Genomic DNA, 18,072 nt, shown 5'->3' with positions numbered 1-18,072 from the left:
ATGGCAATTTTAACAGAAGATGAATGCCGCGCGATATTAAAAAAGGCGCTGGGCTATTCAAAAGCCGATGAATGCGAGATCAACTTTGGCGGATCAGACTCGGGCAATATTAGGTACGCCCGTAATACAGTATCTACCAGTGGTTCGTTAAGCCAAACCAGTATGGTTATTTCATCAGCATTTGGTAAAAAACTGGGGGTGGTAACCACCAACGAATATGATGATGCCTCGGTTGAAAAGGCCGTTCGCTTATCTGAAGAACTGGCACAACTGGCGCCCGAAAACCCGGAGTTTGTATCCTTTTTAGGCCCGCAAACTTACGCACCACGTTCAAAAACCTTTGTGCCCGAAACAGCGACTATTACCCCAGCGCTGCGTACAGATATGGTGGGCAAAAGCCTGGATACAGCAAAAGAAAATAAATTAATAGCAGCAGGCTTTTTGCAAAACAGCGCGGGCTTTAGCTCGATGATGAATTCGCATGGCTTGTTCGCCTACAATACCTCTACAGATGTAAATTTCTCGGTAACCTTACGTTCCGAAGACGGTACAGGTTCGGGATACTCAACCAAGGGTTATAACGATGTGAGTAAACTGGATACACTGGCATTTACCAAAATAGCTGCTCAAAAAGCAACCGGCTCCAAAGGCGCCAAAGCTATTGAACCGGGAAAATACACGGTAATTTTAGAGCCCGCCGCCGGTATTGTATTACTTGAACAATTGTACGGCGGCCTTGATGCACGCAGCGCCGATGAAGGCCGCAGCTTTTTAAGCAAACCCGGCGGTAAAACCAAACTTGGCGAAAAAATGGTTGATGAAAGGGTAAACATTTACTCCGACCCATCGCACCCCGATTTGCCAACCGGCAGTTGGGCCGGCGATGGCCAACCGCAGGTGAAAAGAAGCTGGATTGAAAAAGGGGTAGTTAAAAACTTCACATACTCGCGTTACTGGGCTCAAAAGCAAGGCGTTAAATCTATTCCCAACCCCGATGGCATCATTATGGAGGGCGGCAATGCCACCCTGGAAGAATTGATAAAGGGCACCGAAAAAGGAATTTTGGTTACCCGCCTGTGGTATATCCGCCCGGTTGATCCGCAAACGCTGTTGTTTACCGGCCTTACCCGTGACGGTACATTTTATATCGAGAATGGACAAATCAAATTCCCGATCAAGAATTTAAGGTTTAACGAAAGCCCGGTTATCATGCTTAACAACCTGGATGCTTTGGGTAAATCCGAACGTACGGTAAGCGGCGAATCGGGCCAAAATGCCTTGATCCCTCCTATGCGGATCCGTGATTTTACTTTTACTTCGTTGTCAGACGCGGTGTAGAGATAAGATAGTGAGCGGTTGATTGGGTTAAATAAATGAGATGGTTTTGATACCAATCATCTTTAACCTAATCAACCAATCACTTAATCAACTATTCAGCCATTTTACCTAAATGAGAAGAAAAGACGACCTGCTTTGGAAAGGGGTTTTGGAAGATGTTTTTGACGATTTCCTGTGTTTTCTTAATCCTGAAGCTGCAGAGATTTTCGACTTTAATAGAGGTTTTGAATTCCTGGATAAAGAACTGGAACAAGTTTTCCCTCCGGATAACGACGAGTATTCGCCAAAGGTGATCGATAAACTGGTGAAAGTGTTTACCAAAGCGGGTAAGGAAGAATGGATTTTGGTACATGTGGAAGTACAGGGCCAATATCAAAAAGATTTTGCCAGCCGTATGTACACCTACTTTTACCGGATACTGGATAAATATCAAAAGCCCATAGTAGCCTACGCCATTTTTACCGAAGCCAATACCAAAGAAAGGCCAGACCATTACTCCATAGACTTTATGGGTACCAGCCTGCGTTATACATTTAACACCTACAAAATAGCCAACCAAAACGACGAGGAGTTACGTGCCAGCAATAACCCTTTCGCCCTGGTGGTGCTTACAGCTAAGGCCGCATTTGCAGGCAAAGATTTGAAAAACAGCGTAGAACGGGATGAATTACTGTTGAACTTAAAGCTTAACCTGACCAGGCTATTGCTGGCCAAGCAGATAGCAAAAGAAAAAATAAGGGTACTGATGAATTTTTTAAGGTATTACATACGCTTTGAAAACCCGGAGATAAACACTAAATTTGAACAACAGGTAGAAATTTTAACAGAAAGGACTAACACCATGGGTATTGAAGAACTTTTATTGGATAGAGCCGAGAAAAGAGGTGAGAGAAAAGGCGAAAAAAAGGGTGAAGTAAAAGGCAGAAATGAAGGCGAAAAAGCAAAAGCCATTGCTATTGCCCGCGAAATGAAAAAAGAGGGTTTGCCTGTTGCCCAGATCGAAAAATTCACCGGCCTTTCGGCTAAGGAAATAGAAAAATTGTAACTAAGCTAAGCTCTATAAACTTGCAAAAATTGCCGCTATAGCATGCTGGCTAATGATGAAGCCCGATCTCATTAAAAAGTTCGGGCTTTATTGTGGGTAAATGTTACCATCCGTCCTATTGTATCTTTCATCCGGGTAACCGAACATTCTTTGTCAATCAATTGTTTCGCCTGATATTGACAGGTTCATATCTACCAAAACCGCACATAGATAGCCGACAGAAACAGCAATATTACCGCAATAAGCACTATCGATGACGACTTCAATTTAAACATGCTTTTATCAACCTCGATAGATTTTGCATTAACCGCGGGGCCAAATAAGCTCACTAAAACCATCACACCAAAAGTTGTGAGGAACGACCAGCCAAGGCATATGAAAAAAGGAATTTCGTAAACACCGGCTGGGTTTATAAACGCCGAGTATAACCAGGTTTCGGGCCCGAAAACCTTAACCGCAAACTGGTTAAAAAACACCGAAGCCGCAAAGCCAGTCAGGATGCCTATTATGGCCGCCTCGCCGGTGGTGCGTTTCCAGAACATACCCAACAGGAATGTAGCTAACACGCCCGGGCTCACAAAGCTGCTGTATTTTTGAACAAAGGTATAACCGCCCTCGCCACTGATGCCCAGCATATCGTTCCAGGTAAAGGCCACGGCAATTACAAGGCTGCACACAATAACTATGCGCCCTACCCAAACCATATTGCGCTCGGTAGCTTTGGTGCTCATGTAATTTTTATAAACGTCCAGCGTAAAAATTGTTGAAATACTGTTAACCTTACCAGCAATCGAGGCCACAATTGCCGCCGTTAACACGGCAAGCGATAAACCTTTTAAACCCGAAGGCAAAAAGGATAATATAGCCGAGTAAGCGCCGTCTTTTTTACCGCCAACAAGCATTGGCAAATCGCCGTGTTTGTACAATACAAAAGCTACAATGCCCGGCAGCATTACAATAACCGGCATCAGGATTTTAAGCAAACTGGCAAACAGGATACCCGTACGGGCAGTATGCAAATTGGCTCCCAATGCACGTTGTGTTATATATTGGTTACAGCCCCAATAGTTTAGGTTGCTTATCCATTGGCCTCCTGCGTACATCGCGAAGCCGGGCAGTATTAAGTATTTACTTATAGTTTCTACAGATGCTCCATGAGCAGGCTTTTTAAAGATGAGGTGGAAGTGATCGGGCGAATCTTTCAGGATGAGTTTTAAACCGGTAAGCGCGTTTTGGCCGAAACCAAATTTATCACTCACAATAGTTAGCGATAAATACGTAATGGCAAGCCCACCAATAATGAGCACCGCAACCTGCACCACATCGGTATAACCAACTACCTGCATGCCACCAAGTGCGATGATTACTCCAAATATGGCCAGACCAATCATAATTTCGTGCAAATACCCGCCGCCAAGCAAACCGTTAATGGCCAGTGCACCAAGGTATAAAATGGCAGTAAGGTTAATAAATATGTACAGCGCCAGCCAGAATATCGACATCACCAGCGCCACTCCGCTGTTATACCTGTCTTTCAGGAATTGCGGCATGGTGTAAATTTTATTTTTGATATATACCGGCATAAAAAATACCGCTACAATAATCAGCGTGGCTGCGCCCAGCCATTCGTAAACGGCTACGGCAATGCCTGCAAAAAAACCATCGCCGCTCATGCCTATAAATTGCTCGGCCGAGATATTTGATGCGATGATAGATGCCCCTATAGCCCACCAGGTAAGTGACCCTTCGGCCAGGAAAAAGCTATGCGAACTGGAATTGGTCTCTGCTTTTTTACGGCGATAAACCAGGTAACCATAAACGGAAACCAAAACGAAATAAGTAAAAAATACGATCAGATCGCCTATGGAAATGTACTTCAGCATGTTTGTTTTTGCAATGGGAATTAGGTTATACCCGGTTCAATTCTCAAATCTATAAAATAAAATGGACTGACAATGGTTTACGCTTATCAAATGTCAATGATACAGCTTTAGTAATTTCTTTACCGCTATAGTATCCCTTGATACGCCCCGGCCGGATGTTTCTTTTAACTTGCTCATAAGTTTATAATTTTATTAAAGGAAATGCAATTGGTAAACAGTTCCTTATGGCTATAAAATCCAAACATGCTTAATTACTACTATACATTTGGCAAAATCATATTATTTATTTGCTTAAACGTTTAACTAAATTAGCGCCCTTATAATATCAGATAATTTACATTACACCATTATGGCTGATACACCCAAAAGCGACAAAGTAGACATGAAGACACTGGCCAAAGTGCTCAATGTATCTATCGCCACTGTATCAAAAGCCCTTAGGGATAGCCATGACATCGGTCCCGAAACCAAGCTGAAAGTAATTGAAGCCGCCCGTAAGCTCAATTACGTGCCCAACCCCTATGCCAGCAGTCTCCGTAAAAAAGCCAGCAACACTATTGCCATTATTATCCCCGAGATTGCCGACAGCTTTTTTAGCCAGGCCATCAATGGTATTGAAAGCATAGTAGCCATAAAAAAATACCATACACTGATTTACCTTACTCATGACAGTTACGAGCGCGAAGCCTACATGTTTGGCGAACTTGCCAGCGGCCGGGTTGATGGGGTAATTATGTCAGTAGCCAGCAACACAGAAGATACCAGCCATATTAAAACCCTGCAGCAGGCAGGCGTGCCCATCGTATTTTTTGACCGGGTTTTTGATGACCTGAATTCGGTAAAAATCACCACCGACGACCTGAACAGTGCATACACAGCCACTAATCATTTGCTGGATGCAGGTTGTAAAAACATCTCGCTCGTTACCATCAAAGGTTACCCCTCCATCCTATCGGCCAGGGAACAAGGCTATAAAAAGGCTTTGGCCGAACGGGGCATCCAGCCAAAGGAATCAGGCATGGTTACCTGTTCAAATAAATATAACAACGAAAATGTTGAAGTAATAAAAGAACATCTTACACTTCAAAAGCCGGATGGTATTATTGCTACGGTTGAACACCTGGCCACATCAACCTACCTGGCCTGTAATGAATTAAAGCTAAACATTCCGCGGGATGTTAAAGTGGTTTGCTTTACCAACCAGATAACGGCCCCCATCCTGAACCCGCCGCTCACAACCATTTTGCAGCCCGCATTTGATATGGGCAAAAAAGCCGCGCAATTATTATTTGACCACCTGGCCGGTAAAGCGGCTGAAAACAATAAAGAGATAGTTTTACCATCAACGCTTGTGATAAGGGAATCTTCAATTAGTGAATTAGCGAATTATTGATTTTTTCAGATTGGGAGAACCGAATAAAATCAAGAATACCACTTAAATTGAATTCACCCCAAAAATTGGGCGATACCTGCGGCCCGGGCTGTCTGTTCATACGCCTTCAAGGCCTTACACACGGGCAGGTATCCACGCCCATCCCTATCGCATTGTCTGAACCGGGATTGAACAGATTTGTCTGATTTTTTGGATTTTGATTATCTTGGCGGCCATTTTACTCACAACTCAAACCTACCCACGATACACCAGCTTCCCGTTCACTATGGTTGCCTGGATATTTATCTGTTCGTCAAAGATGGCGATGTCGGCATCAAGGCCTTCAATCAAAGCGCCTTTACGGTCATCTACCCCCATAATCGTTGCCGGGTTTTTGGTCATCATTTTTACGACTTCGGGCAGTGGCACGTCGGCCATTGTCATCATCGTACGTACCAGCCTGTCGCAGGTGGCCACACTGCCGGCAAATGAGCTGCGGTCGGGCAGTTTGGCTACGCCGTCTTCTACAAGAACTTTTAAACCGGTATCCTTATTGCCCAGTACGCTATCACCTTCGGGCATACCCGCCGCCCGCATGGCGTCGGTGATGAGCGCTATTCTATCCGGCCCTTTAATTTTGTAAACCAGTTTTAATAAGGGCGCTGGCAAATGAATACCATCGGCAATAACCTCCACATCCATAGCATCAATCAAAAAAGCGGCTTCAATAACCCCGGCGTAACGGTAGGCATTGCGCCTGGTTACACCCGACATGCCAGAATATAAATGCGTTGCCAGCGTGTAACCATTTTCAAAAGCTAAGGCAACTTCCTCGTAAATAGCATCGGTATGAGCCAAAGCGGGCATAATACCGTTGGCCTGCAGGTATTTGGCAAACTTAATTGCGCCCGGCAGTTCCGGTGCAGCGCTCCAGCGTTTGATAGCTTTGGAGTAAGCAATAATCTCTTTATACTCTTCCTCGTCGGGATTGCGGATATAGCGCGGGTCCTGTGCGCCGCGCTGGTTCATGGCAAAATAAGGCCCTTCCAGGTGCATACCTAAAAATTGCGCCCCCATGGTATTTTTAGCATCAGCACTGGCATACAGATCAAGCGTTTTGAGCAGGTCGGCCTTTTCGGCGGTTAGGGTTGTAGGCACCATCGCTGTGGTGCCATAGCTGGCATGTGTACGGGCTATCTCCAGGAAAGCTTCCTTGTTGCCATCCATAAAATCGTGGCCACCACCGCCATGCACATGGATATCAATAAAGCCCGGCGAAACATAGTTACCATGGGCGTCGATTACCTGGGCATCCCGTGCGTCAATATCGCGTTGGGATATAGCCGCTATCTTTGTTTGGTTGATGAGTATAGTGCCGTTAATGATGCCCTTGGGCGTGATGATCCGGCCGTTTGTGATCTTTACTTGCTTGTTCATTTGCTGATAGGCCTACAAGTTAAGCTGATTTGGCGAAACTTAGAGTATAAGCATTAAAAAAGCAGGGCAAACGCATCAAGTTGGGTTAACATAACTTAACACATTTCAGATAAAACGCTTACAAATACCTTATAATCAACTATTTATATTTAACCATGGTTAACACTGAACTGTAATGCTCATATCTTCCCGCGCCATAAGCTTATTCCGTTAGCTGTTATTAAATAACAACTTTTTGCAGTTAACCATTTAGATTTGTTTGCTCTGATTAAAAAAGTAACAAGGCGCTTTATTTAAACCAAATGGATTGTGTAAAAGCGCCATCAGCGGCGGCATCCCATATTTCCAAACGTGCCCATTTGCGGCCTTTAAGGTTTTCTGTTAAGGTAAATAACCTGCTGTCAAATGCTTCGGTTGCATCAAGGTTAACGCGTTTGCGGAAAACCTGCTTACCATCGCCAGATATAATTTCGGCAAAATTGAGCGGGAATGTCCAGCTGGTTTTAAACGAGATGTGGCATTGCCCATTGGCAGGCAGGGCAACAGTTTCGCCAGACGACCGGCCATTTATTTTAAAATCTTCAATCAATACTTCGCCGGTGGTTGAAAAGAATTTCCCCTGCTGCAACACATTCAAAACCTGCTGCCAGCCTTGTTTATATTCCGGTTGTTTATCCAGTTTCAGGTAATTGATATTCATGTGGGCATACATTTCATTTTCCGATTCAATGCTGAACAAGTCGGCTTCCGAGAGCACTTTTTTATGCAGGCCCCAGTTATTCATATCGTCCATCAAATCCAGCACCCGCTTCCCCAACCTCGGTTGTGACAAATCGGCCGGCATGGCCTTCCAGGCCGCACCTAAAAACCTGTCTGACAGAAAAAAATCTTCGTTTTTATAGGTATCCGGAAACCCTGTTGATCCTTTGGTACGGGCATGGGCGGTCCAGGCCAGCCCATTTTCGGCTTGCAGCAGCCTCTGCATATCGTTTTTATCACCAATATGGTAAACCTTGCCATGTTCGGCATCGGTAGTTTCGAACGGCGTACCCTGTTTCCTGTCCATAATCCAGTAAACCGGTTTTGGGAAAAACTCCAGCCAGTGGCCTCCAAAAAACTCATTCGGCTCTTCGCCTGGCAACAACAAAAAATTTGATGAGGATAAGCGGGCGCATTGCTCAAACAAAGTTTTCAATTCCTGCAAGCGTTGTTCGCCGGGACCCTTAGGGTGGCCAGTATAGTGAAATTCGGCCAGGTGCACCATATTTACGCCAAGCTGTTTAAACACTTTTACAAAGCCGGGGCTGTCGGGTACAGGCTTACCTTTAAGCACCACACTCATAATAAACTCATTATGAAAATGGCTGGCCATGGTTTTGTAGCCCGGCAAGGGTTTATAGCTGTCATTATGTGTAAATTGCCTCACATGAGCTATCAACGCCGGTGCGCCATTACTACCTAACAGGCAAAAAAAGTTAAGTCGTTGTTTTGTTCCCGGCGGTGCGTTAAACCAGGGTACATAACGTTTATCACCATTTAATTCCTGCCGTATACCAATGCCAAAGCCGTCGAGCATTTGGCGGTAATTGTTGCCGTACCACACAAATTTGAGGTTAAAAGCTTCATCTAATGGGTAAAAGTATTGGTGCGGCGCCGGGAAAACCGCAATGCTCCCTTTATCATTTGTGCCGATGATTGCACGATACTTTACGGCTATGTTTTTAGCGGTATCAGGCTGATTAATAACTGCTGTTTGCAGCTTTTCGTAAACATCGCTGTAGCTGATGTTTTTTACAGGCCGCTCCTTCCCCACCAAACCGGCATCATACAATATCGCTGTCGAATCTTTTTGGGTTGATACAACGACGGCTATGTTTAACAGGGGCTGCCCGTTATAGAGTGTTATCTGCAGGTCGCCCTTAAAATTGGGGGCTTCTGCCCCACTCATCGTAATTACAGTTCGTGACCCCGAGCTATTTACGTTGATATCCCTTTTATGAAAGTCAACTTTATAGGATTGATGCGGTTTTAGGGGAACCTTATCAAAAAATATATTCCATCCGTTTTGGGACACCAGATCGCGCTTGCCTTCGGAGATAATGAACTGCGGATCGACGTTTTGGATAATGGTTTGGTATACGCCGTCTTTACTTAATCCGATGCTGTTGAATAATGGTTCGTCATTTTTCAGATTCAATACCAGCCGGCCGTTGTTGCCCTGGCCCGTGGGCCAGGTTATGGTAAATCGGGTGCCGGTGGTGCTTACGAGTACTCCAGTGCTGGTTTTAAACTTTTTTTGTTTGATGATCTGCGCTGATGCTATATCAACAAGCAGCAAGCCCATTAAACCAAGGCAGGCAGCAACTAAGTAATTATTCTTTTTAACCCTCATCGCTATTTATTTAACAAATGCAGTGGCTATTGGCGAAAAAATGGCAAATCGACAAAAACTTACGAAGTTTTTAAAACTTCGTAAGTTTGGGATTTTCAAACATGTCATGGGTACCTCCTAATCTGCACATCTAAAATCTGACATCTGCACATTTGACATCTGCACATCTGAAATCTATTTTCCCCGTCCTGTCAGGCTTTTAATCAGTTCTGTTTCTTCAGTTTTATATGGCGTGCCATCTTTGTGAAAAATATCATGGAACCACAGTTTTGGTTCGGCGCCATCGGGCATTGGGGTATCCCAGGCATAAATGGTATTGGTTTTGCCGGTTACAAAGCCCCAGTTTATGGCGCCTACGTTTTCTTTTTTCAGCATAGGCAATACGGTTGCAAATGTGCTGTTACGCGGGCGGGCCATATATTCGGTGCAGATTAGAGGGCGGCCAATCATTTTCAGGAATTGAACAGTTTTTAGGTGATCATCAACCGGCGAATAATCGTGATAAGTAGTTACATCCGAATTAGCTACCTGGAACTTGTTTAAATCCTCTAATCCCCACGACCATACACCTGCGCTCACCGGCTGGCTTGGGTTTACCTGGCGGGCCCATTTAAATACGTTTTTAAGCAACGGCAAACTTTTGTTCCCTTTACCGGAGTTGCCTGGCTCGTTATATAAATCCCAAAGTAATATGCGCTTGTCTGCCTTAAAAGTGGTTAATACATCCTTCACGTATTTTTCCAGTACCGGAGAATTAGCCATCTCTTCGGATGCCGGCTGGCCGGGGTCCTGCGCCCAGCCTGAATTGTGGATGCCAGGTTTTGGCTCGGGTTGTTTACCTGTTTTTGGTACTTTGTTCCAGCAATCGTCAAAAAATACAAACATGGTTTTAATGCCGTGTTTGCTGGATATGGCCAGGTATTCGTCCACCCGTTTTTTAAAGCCGGCCGGATCTTGCTGCCAGGCCAGGTGATGCAAAAACACCCGCATTACATTCATGCCAATACCTTGCGCATAGCCCAGTTCCTTATCAATAGTCTTCGGGTCGAAGGTATCGGCCTGCCACATTTCCAATTGGTTAATGGCGTTACTGGTTATAAAATCGCTACCTACCAGCCATTGGTTTTTGGCGTACCAGGCGCTGGCTTTTTGCGGGCTCCAAACGGGTGCTATTGCTTTTTGCTGGGCCGATAGCTTCATGCTCAATGGCATTATTAAAGCGATGGCCAATACTTTTAGTTTAGTTTGCATGTATAAGTGTTTAATAGTTTAATTCAATTTTTTATCGGTCAAATGTCCCTTTATCATCCAGATAGCGTTGCTGCCATAAGCATCAGTTGATGTTAAGGCGATAATGGTATCATCATTAAGCACACACAGCGAATTCCACAAGCCATGCTTGTTTAAAGGTACGGTAAATGGCGTGCTCATATTTTTAAAGTTTTTAGCATTATCATCACCAACAGCCACCCGCATACAGGCCAAATCGCCGTTATTATCCCGGTTTTGTGTGCTTTGGTACGATAGAATAGTTTGCCCGCTGTGCAACTGCCGCAGATAAGGTGCGCCGGCATAAACCGCCTGTGGCAACCCGGGTGTAAGTGCGTAAGTACGTTCCGCATCGCCAGGGCCAACGGTTTTTTGCCAGTTTTGCGCAATGCTGTTGCGAATGATGGAGGGTTTAAACTGGCCGCCGCTATTATCTTCAATGGAAAACACTATCTCACCTGTCCCCTTTAACAAAACAGGCACAGGCATCCCGTCGCGGTGGCCGGGTGTGAATGCTACAATCTCGGGTTTCTTTGTCCAGCTAAGGCCACCATCGTACGATCTGAAAAGCGAAATATTTTGCTCATTCGATTGCGTAAAGATCCCCTCGTCTGAATAAAACAACTGAATTTCGCCGGATGGCAACTGCAATTGCGACGGCTCCCAGCAACCATCCTCAAACCGGTAGCCGGTCTGGTATATCAAACGCTCATCTGTCCAGGTTTTACCTTCATCATAGCTTTTTTTGGTGATGATGGCGAAGTGTTTAGTAGTGTCTGCCACGCCATTTACTTTGTGCGGCCGGGGATTATAGGATACCAGCAGCGAGTGGTCTTTCAACTCCAAAATATCAGGAACGGCCATATTAACACCCGGAACCGATGAAGCCACTTTTACCGGGGCAAGCCAGGTTTCGCCAAGGTTGGTACTTACGGTACTTTGTATCCCGCCGTCGCCTTCATAAACACAAAGCAGATGACCATTACTGAGTTGTATGGCACGGGCATAGTTGCCACCACGTGCAGATACCCGTTTTATCGTCGACTGATCCCACGCGATATCCACCTGATCACTTACTTTCACAGGCATTTTTTCTTGTCCGCAGGCCATCAGCGGAATTAACATACCAACAAGCCATATCTTTGTTATTCCCATCTTCATCATCCGTCAGTTTACAATATCGGCCAGCCAAAAATTAAAAGGTTTATCCCTGTCGCACACCAGCGTATTGCCGTCAAATTCCAATTCGGCAGCGTGTATAGATGTGCGCCTGGTGCTGTATGAGTATGCCCCGTCCTTATCCAATCCGCCGTCATCACCATGTGTTTTACGGCCGGGGTGCGTAAAATAAATGATGTACGCATGGTCGCCACTCACCACTACATCGGCATGGGCACCGGTTGGCGTATCCTCGTTACGATGACCGGGCTTATCCAGAACCAGCCCCTGGTGTTCCCAGGTTTGCGCATCTTTTGAACGGTAAACGCGCTGGCCCTGCCATTCGTCGGTTATCATCCAGTAAAAGTTTTTAAACCAGAATATCTTGGGCCCTTCGTGCGCACGCCCACCTATTGCTGGTTTATCGTCAACCTTCCAATTCACCAGGTCCGTACTTTGGGCTGTCATGGTTATACTGTTCAGCTTTTGATCTTTATACCACATGTGCCATTTTCCATCGGACAGTTTTATCAGCGTTGGGTCGATGATATTATGATCGGGCAGATGAAGGGGGCCTTCATATTTCCAGTCCCACAGGTTTTTACTGGTGTAATGTACCAGGTGCGAATCGCCGCCCCACTGGCTGTAAACACCTTTGATATAAACTACAAACATATGGTAGACGCCGTTTTGGTAAACAACATCGGGAGCCCAGAAAGTATTCTGGCCCTGCCCGTGCTCCAAATTAAGTGCCCCCTTGTATACCCAGCTATGCCCATGATCTTTTGACACGGCTACACCTATTGCTGTGCCATAACAATAGGCCACACCCGGCGCTTGTACATTTGCCCGGCGCTGGGTATACAGCATCGTCCACTCCTTTTCGGCACGGTTAAACACCAATACCGGGTCGGCAGCGCCATCATAAATGGGGTCGCGATACAGGGGCGATGGTGGTTGCATTGTGATAGCCCCATCCTTAGGTTGAGCCACAACGGTTAAACACATCGTTACCGACGCGGTGAATGCTGTTATAAATTTAAAGCCTTTCATTAGCTGTTATACTTACTCTGCTACCGGGAACGACGAGATCCTTAGCCTTGCCCCGCCCATGGGCACCAATGTTAAATTAACTGTTGGCTGGCTGGTTTTAACCGGGCTTTGAGGCAGCACACCACAAAGGCCATACTGATCAAGTGCCCAGCCGGGAATTTGTTTACCTTTTGTTTTTAACTCAATGGGGGCGTTAGCATTTGTAAACGGATTATTGTCCTTTGGCCATGCACGATGAATAATTTCAATTGATTTCTCAGGATGTTCCTGGTCAATTACCAAACCATAATTCCAATCAGATGCGGCGTGAATTTCAAACGATGGCCATTTTTGCGGATCGGCTGTAGGCTGCCAGTGCGAATCGCCCTGGGTTGTGGTACGGCTATCTTCCTTGGTGTATTGCTCATCAATTTTGAGCGAATAAGTTAGCGGACCGTAATTTACGCTCACGCTATTCTTATTTTGCTCCCACTGGCGTACTTTTAGTTGCATAGGTAGATGCAGGGTTATTTTATCGCCGTTTTTCCAGGTTTTAGCTAATTTGATATAGTCGCCGGTGGTTGAGCTCAATTTTACCGGGATGCCGTTTACCTTTACCGATGCAGCTTTACACCACCCAGGGATGCGCAGGTAAAGCGGAAAAGCAATAGTTTTTGACGCATTTACGGTAAAGCTCACCTCGTCTTCAAAAGGATACTTAGTGGTTTCCACAATATTTACATTTACGCCTTTGCCGACTTTTGCCGATACCTGCCCTTGGGTATACAGCTGTGCTGCTATGCCATTATCGGGGGTAGCCATCCAGCTGTTTTCGGCATAGTATACCCAGCCCGCCGCGTGGTTGTGCTGGCAGCAGCGGCTGCTAAAAGGATTCATCATCAAAAACGGACCTTCATTGGCAATGCCGGGGCTGTGGTTTTTGCCATCGCTAAGCACCATGTTAGGCGCGGTTAAATACCTCAACGAACGATAATCGGGCATAAAGGCTGCCGAAAACGTGTTGAATGCCACATCCTCGCAGTTGGATGCCCAAAAGGTATCGCCGGTTGATCCTAACAGCATTTGATCTGATGTCATTTGCTCAACCATGCCACAGGTTTCCACGGCCTGGCGTGGGTCGTCATAACCTTTGCGGGCATTTTCATCGGCGCCAAACATGCCGCCGGGTACCTGGCCATATATTTTACGGATAAGGCTAAAATCGTTATAAGTAGCGGCCAAATCCTTTGAATCATGGCTCTGCAGGTAAAAAGTTGCCGGTTCGCGAAAGCATTGGGCTACGTTTACATTATGCCAGTTGGGCAGGTTATTGGCTTGGCGCCAGTTAGCGGTATTTTTATCCAGTTTGGCAGCTAAATCCAGCAGAAATTTATCGCCGGTACGGTTGTACAACCAATAAACGCTCAGCATATTATCGCCGCCACGGCTTTTTTCCCAATAATCTTCTAAAAACTGATCGTCGGGTACCGATAACTCGTACCTGAAATATTTGGTCATGAAGGGGATAACCCGCGGATCTTTAGAGTATTCGTAATAAGATTGCAGGCACCAAAGCATAGGCATGTTTGTCCACAGATCGCGGTTACCTTTATTGGTACGGGCCGGGCCAAAATCGCCATTATCGCGCTGGTTATTTAATACCGCGTCAATCCAGAATTTGGCTTCTTTAATAATCTTTTGATCGCCCAGCATATAGCCAATATTGGCGTAGCCTTTTAGCCAGTAAGGTAATTCTTCCCAACCGTATTCGCCTTTACCTTCTTTATTTAGCCAGGCATTGTTGGTTTTTGATAGCCAAACGCTTATTTCGCCCAGGTTACCGGTAAGGCCATCGCGCTGCAATTCCAACGCTTTTTTTAGCCAGCCACCTGCTTTTATGCTGCCTACCGGCAGCTTGGTAAAATATTCGTGCTGCAACGGCGCCCGGTTATTAACGTAATTGGCGTTCACCTGCTGGTTATTAACCTTTGCTACTACCGATGCCTTTACTGCTTGAGCCGATGCTGTGTAAACACTGCCGCATATTGCTAAAACAGTCAAGCAGATCACTTTGCCTACTCTATTCATATTATTCATTGTGAAATATATTATTTGCAACTATTTGGCCTTCTTCAGTTCTCTCAAAAGGCTGCTACTCTATGTAAATATCGCTTGAACAATAATAAACGATGTCATTTCGAACGAGGTACGAGGAGAAATCCTATGCGACTTGCTCTGCACATGCTTCGCGGAATGCAGGGCGTAGAAGATTTCTCTTTCGCTCCCCACACATTACTACGCTCGCTCTATCGAAATGACAACTTCTTTTTATATTAACTCTAAAAAGAGACTTTAGTCGCCGCTAAATCGTTCCTATCATTTATTTCACCAACGCCGGATCGTAAAGTTTCACGTTTTCTTTGTGTAACAATTCTACAGGCATTTTAATCACTTTACGATCATAAGTCATAAAACCGTTAACCTCTCCTTCTACGTCGGTTGTTTGCGTATATACTGCAGCCGAAAGGCCAAGTTTTATAAGTTCCTGCAATCTATCGGTAAAGGTGATATAACGTTTTAGCAGGTCGTCGCCATTTTTAAAGTTCTGATAGCCCCAATTTTTGTTGGCTTGCCAGGTATGCCCGTCAACAGGCCAGCCAAGGCCGCCAAACTCACCCAGTACCACTGCTTTGGTTTTACCAAAAATCTCAGGGCGCGGCATTGCGGGGTGCGGGTAGTTATGTAAATCAACAATATTTCCGGTATCGTAAAAGTTACCACCGCTTGCACTGTTCACCAGCCGCGACGGGTCTTTTTTCATTGTCCATTCTGTAATTTCAACCGTTTTAAATTGTCCCCAGGCCTCGTTAAAAGGTGTCCATACCACAATGCAGGGGTAGTTGTATAATGAGTTGATGATGGCGTTCCACTCCTTGCGGTAGTAACCTTCAGATTCGGGCGTACGCTGCTGATCGGTTTGGCCGTCTAACACGCCGGGGCGGTTTTCCCAGTGATTACCCAAATCGCCGCTTGGCATATCCTGCCAAAGCAGCATGCCTGTTTTATCGCAATAGTTATAATAGCGGGCGGGCTCAACCTTAATGTGCTTACGGATCATGTTAAAACCCATTGCTTTTAATTGGTCAATATCGTAGCTCATGGCCTCGTAAGTTGGCGGGGTGTACAAGCCATCGGGCCACCAGCCCTGGTCAAGCGGGCCGTATTCAAATACAAACTTGTTGTTTAGCAACATACGTTGCACGCCATTAGCATCGGCACCAAGAGAAATTTTGCGCATGGCAAAGTAGCTTTTCACTTCATCAACCGGCTTGCCTTTGCGGATAACAGCCACCTGCAAATCGTACAGGAAAGGATCTGTTGTCGACCATAATTTTTCGTCCTTTATATTCAATACAGCGTCAGCGCCTGCATCAACTGTTTTTTCGTCTACTTTGGTTTTACCATCCCAGGCAGTTATTTTCAATAGGTCGCCGGGCTGGCCATCGGTTACTTCGGCCGAAACCGTTAGCGTGTGATTATCAATATCGGGGGTTTGTTTGGTGGCTTCGATATGCGTTTTGGCAACGCCTTCCAGCCAAACTGTTTGCCATATACCGGTTACAGGCGTATACCAGATCCCTTCGGGACTTTTAACCTGTTTACCACGTGGTTGCGGGCCGTCATTTGTTGGGTCCCACACGCTCACTTTAATTTCTTGTTTTGCACCGCCTTTTAAATAAGGGGTGATATTGAATGTAAAGGGGTCGAAACCGCCTTCGTGCTTACCGGCGCTAACGCCGTTTACAAAAACTTCGGTACGCCAGTCAACAGCGCCAAAGTGTAGTAATACATCTTTACCTTTTAATGTTTTATTGAGGGTGATGGTAGTTTTATACCATAACATGCTGTCCTTCCCCACCGTTTTGCCAACGCCTGAAAGGGCAGACTCGACGGCGAAAGGAACCAATATCTTACCTTCATACCTGGCAGGGCCTGCGATACTTTTTTGTACTATGGCGTAATCCCACAGTCCATTCAGATTTTGCCAGTTACCCCTTACCAGCTGCGGACGCGGATACTCGGGCAGCGGTGCATTTGGGTCAACCTTGTCGGCCCAGGGTGTTGTTATTTTTGTTTTGATAAGGTGCCAGCTACTTTGCTGCGCATTAGCCGATAAACAGGCCGCAGTAAAAACCGCAAGGCATAAATTTAGTTTTTTCATTAGTTATATTAAGAGATAAAAAGCATCAAGTAGTTAGTAGTAAGTATCAGGGCTTTGGCAAATGTATGGCATCACACAATTACTGCTGGTATCAATACTGTTGCATAAGCATAATATTAAAAATTTGGATACGTCAAATCAGCTGCCTAATACTAAAAGTTAACCCATTGAAAAAAGGGGCCGCACCGCACAGTACGACCCCGAACCAATTATTAACTTAGAAGGACACTTTCACTAAAGGCGAGAATATCATATCCTCAACTCCGCTTATTTTAATACCAACCCTGGCAAATACATAATTTTGTGTTGGTGACAGCGAAGGTACACCAACACTCATGCTGATGTTACTCAAGCTGGCAATATCCGATCCGTTAAGCTGTGTTGAAGCTACCTGGTCGCCGCCCGATACAAACTGGGTTTTGTTGATATACAGGTTCACCCTGTCAATGCCTTTTGCATTGGCGTCGGTTATTACTTTTTCGATATTAAAAGTAGCCGTAACTGTTTTACTTGCGGCGGTTATTTTGGCATTGCGCACCATGTAATATGGCATTACCTCAATATCCATGGTTTTATTGCCGCTTATAGTCACCGCTATGGTATCGCGCTTGCCGGCAGATAACTCTTTCCACATGAACGGGCCCTGATTTGCAGGAATTGTGAATTTATAGTTACCGTTGAAAAGCAAAGTTGAATAATTGCCTTCCTGGTCAAACGTGCCTACTATTGGCGCTAATTTTCCAAAACCGGACTGATACAAGTTGAAAGGCACCTGGTTATACTCCACATTCACAGGGTCGCCCTTATAGGTTAACCTCCCGTTAAATGTTGCGGATGGCGCAGCATAATTATCTTTTTTACAACCCGTAGCTGTAAGCAAGAGTGCTATGATGATATGATGAAATTTTATTTTCATGATCTTAG

At 45.3% G+C, this 18,072-nt stretch carries 12 protein-coding genes; 3 read left to right on the top strand and 9 right to left on the bottom strand.

Annotated features, from left to right (window positions below):
- Together BMX56_RS17705 and BMX56_RS17700 are read left to right on the top strand one after the other, a co-directional pair.
- A complete protein-coding gene (locus BMX56_RS17705) occupies positions 1 to 1,338 on the top strand; it encodes a TldD/PmbA family protein (protein WP_090650958.1) in 1,338 nt (445 codons plus the stop codon).
- Between the two features lie 112 nt (positions 1,339 to 1,450).
- A complete protein-coding gene (locus BMX56_RS17700; RefSeq protein ID WP_090650955.1) occupies positions 1,451 to 2,383 on the top strand; it encodes an RpnC/YadD family protein in 933 nt (310 codons plus the stop codon).
- A 191-nt stretch (positions 2,384 to 2,574) separates the two neighbouring features.
- Here BMX56_RS17700 and BMX56_RS17695 read toward each other — a convergent pair whose 3' ends face one another.
- On the bottom strand, positions 2,575 to 4,266 hold the full coding sequence (locus tag BMX56_RS17695) for a sodium:solute symporter family transporter (protein WP_090650952.1): 1,692 nt from the start codon (positions 4,264 to 4,266) through the stop codon (positions 2,575 to 2,577).
- A 349-nt stretch (positions 4,267 to 4,615) separates the two neighbouring features.
- Between BMX56_RS17695 and BMX56_RS17690 the strand changes: the two genes are divergently transcribed.
- Positions 4,616 to 5,659 carry a LacI family DNA-binding transcriptional regulator gene (locus tag BMX56_RS17690; RefSeq protein WP_090650949.1) on the top strand — a complete coding sequence of 348 codons (1,044 nt, stop codon included), beginning with the start codon at positions 4,616 to 4,618 and terminating at the stop codon, positions 5,657 to 5,659.
- 234 nt (positions 5,660 to 5,893) lie between these two features.
- Here BMX56_RS17690 and nagA read toward each other — a convergent pair whose 3' ends face one another.
- The 8 genes from nagA to BMX56_RS17650 all read right to left on the bottom strand — a co-directional run bounded on the left by nagA (position 5,894) and on the right by BMX56_RS17650 (position 18,064).
- A complete protein-coding gene (nagA, locus tag BMX56_RS17685) occupies positions 5,894 to 7,075 on the bottom strand; it encodes an N-acetylglucosamine-6-phosphate deacetylase (RefSeq protein ID WP_090650946.1) in 1,182 nt (393 codons plus the stop codon).
- A gap of 289 nt (positions 7,076 to 7,364) precedes the next feature.
- Complete coding sequence (locus BMX56_RS17680) at positions 7,365 to 9,467, bottom strand: CehA/McbA family metallohydrolase domain-containing protein (protein ID WP_090650943.1); 2,103 nt, start codon at positions 9,465 to 9,467, stop codon at positions 7,365 to 7,367.
- Positions 9,468 to 9,641: 174 nt separating this feature from the next.
- On the bottom strand, positions 9,642 to 10,718 hold the full coding sequence (locus tag BMX56_RS17675) for a cellulase family glycosylhydrolase (RefSeq protein ID WP_218152442.1): 1,077 nt from the start codon (positions 10,716 to 10,718) through the stop codon (positions 9,642 to 9,644).
- A gap of 18 nt (positions 10,719 to 10,736) precedes the next feature.
- A complete protein-coding gene (locus BMX56_RS17670; RefSeq protein WP_177183847.1) occupies positions 10,737 to 11,891 on the bottom strand; it encodes a sialidase family protein in 1,155 nt (384 codons plus the stop codon).
- Positions 11,892 to 11,903: 12 nt separating this feature from the next.
- Positions 11,904 to 12,947, bottom strand: a complete 1,044-nt coding sequence (locus tag BMX56_RS17665) for a family 43 glycosylhydrolase (RefSeq protein ID WP_255369866.1) — start codon at positions 12,945 to 12,947, stop codon at positions 11,904 to 11,906.
- Between the two features lie 12 nt (positions 12,948 to 12,959).
- Positions 12,960 to 15,014: a beta-L-arabinofuranosidase domain-containing protein gene (locus BMX56_RS17660; RefSeq protein WP_090651076.1), complete on the bottom strand. Its 2,055-nt coding sequence runs from the start codon at positions 15,012 to 15,014 to the stop codon at positions 12,960 to 12,962.
- A gap of 292 nt (positions 15,015 to 15,306) precedes the next feature.
- Positions 15,307 to 17,148, bottom strand: a complete 1,842-nt coding sequence (locus BMX56_RS17655) for a glycoside hydrolase family 2 protein (protein ID WP_090650935.1) — start codon at positions 17,146 to 17,148, stop codon at positions 15,307 to 15,309.
- 217 nt (positions 17,149 to 17,365) lie between these two features.
- Positions 17,366 to 18,064 (bottom strand): DUF3823 domain-containing protein, encoded by a 699-nt coding sequence (locus BMX56_RS17650; protein ID WP_090650932.1) that lies wholly within the window; start codon positions 18,062 to 18,064, stop codon positions 17,366 to 17,368.
- Positions 18,065 to 18,072 lie beyond the last annotated feature (8 nt).

It is taken from the genome of Mucilaginibacter sp. OK283, from assembly GCF_900110415.1.
In the GTDB taxonomy this organism is placed as follows: Bacteria; Bacteroidota; Bacteroidia; order Sphingobacteriales; family Sphingobacteriaceae; genus Mucilaginibacter.
This window is presented reverse-complemented; position numbering and strand designations above follow the sequence as displayed.